This is a genomic window from uncultured Mucilaginibacter sp. (genome assembly GCF_903913935.1).
In the GTDB taxonomy this organism is placed as follows: domain Bacteria; phylum Bacteroidota; class Bacteroidia; order Sphingobacteriales; family Sphingobacteriaceae; genus Mucilaginibacter.
On the sequence record NZ_CAIWNH010000254.1, the window covers coordinates 1 to 1,535 of the forward strand.

General features: G+C 44.0%; 1 protein-coding gene. It reads left to right on the top strand.

What is annotated here, in order from left to right:
- A partial coding sequence (locus tag QZY09_RS09920) for an SNF2-related protein (protein WP_295671865.1) occupies positions 1–1,535 on the top strand: 1,535 nt, incomplete at both ends.

A 1,535-nucleotide genomic window follows, 5' to 3' on the forward strand; every position in this document is an offset into this window, starting at 1 on the left:
CCCACCAGCGTTTATTCTCTAATACAGCCAAGGAATTTTTGCCCTATCTGGATGATACCGACCTTAAACTGGTAAAGATATTAGAGGAGATGGAGCAGGGCAACCTGATCAAAAAATTCTATAAAAAGCCCATCCGGCCGTTTGAGTTTTTTACCAGGATCTTTAATGAACAGCTTTTTGATACCATTCGCCCAAAAATTGAAAAGCGGATGGCCGAGGCGTTAAATCTGCTGGCCGATAAACCCCTTTACCTGATGAGCAAGGAGGGTTACCCGGCCGAAAAAAAATTGCAGATAGCCACTGAAGCGGCAACCGTGTTGTTTCATTTCAGGCGGGATGAGCAGGAGATCAGGTATTTCCCAACCATTAAATACCAGGGAATGCGCATTGAGTTTATGTTCAAAAATGCCGAGATCATTTGCAACCACCCGGCATGGATGTTGCTGGACGATACCCTTTATTATTTTGAGAAGGAGATAGAAGGCAAAAAACTGGTGCCGTTTTTAAACAAACGTTATATCGCAATTCCCCGCTCGTCGGAAAAGTCATACTTTGAAAAATTTGTGGCCCCGCTCATCGAGAAGCACCATGTTTATGCAGAAGGCTTTACCATCAACACCGAAAAATATAATGCGCACCCGGTTTTAAAGCCTATTTATATTGAGGGGGGCACATCGCAGTTACAGCTGTTTTTTAAATATGCCGGTTATGTTTTTTCCTATGGCGATGAAAGGCATATTTCGGTACGGATGGAGAATGAGGGCGATAATTATACTTTTCACCGCATCAAACGTTCTGTGTTGTGGGAAAAAAACAAATTCCAGCAGCTGGAGCAAATGGGCCTGAAAACAGCGTCCTCGTTATTTAAAAACCTGGAAGTGGATTTGCCGGATGACGATGCCGATCGTTCATTTTCGATATTTGAATGGATCAACCAGCATTACGAACTTTTGCTGGAAGAAGGTTTTGAAATTGAGCAGCCCGAATCAAGCGGACAAAAACGCTATGTATTCGGCGGCACCAAGATCGACCTGGAGGTTAGTGAAAATAACGACTGGTTTGATATCAATGCCATAGTATATTTTGGCACCTACCGCATCCCGTTTATCCAGCTAAAAAATCATATCCTTAACCATAAAAAGGAATTTGTTTTGCCTTCGGGAGAAATTGCGGTGATTCCCGAAAAATGGTTTTCGCAATATGGTAACCTGCTGCACTTTACCGAGGGTGGCAATCACCTGAAACTCCGCAGGCATCATATAGGCCTGGTAAATGATTTGTTTGAAGGGGAGATGGCCAATGTATCCATGGGCCGCAAACTGCAGCGGCTAACAGACTTTGAAACGCTGCCCGAAGTTGATATGCCTTTAAATTTTAACGGGCATTTGCGTCCGTACCAAAAGGCTGGTTATAACTGGTTCCATTTTTTAAAGGAGTATCATTTTGGCGGCTGCCTTGCGGACGATATGGGCCTGGGCAAAACCATACAAACGCTGGCACTCCTGCAAAAAAACAAAGAAGATGCGGAAGCGGCC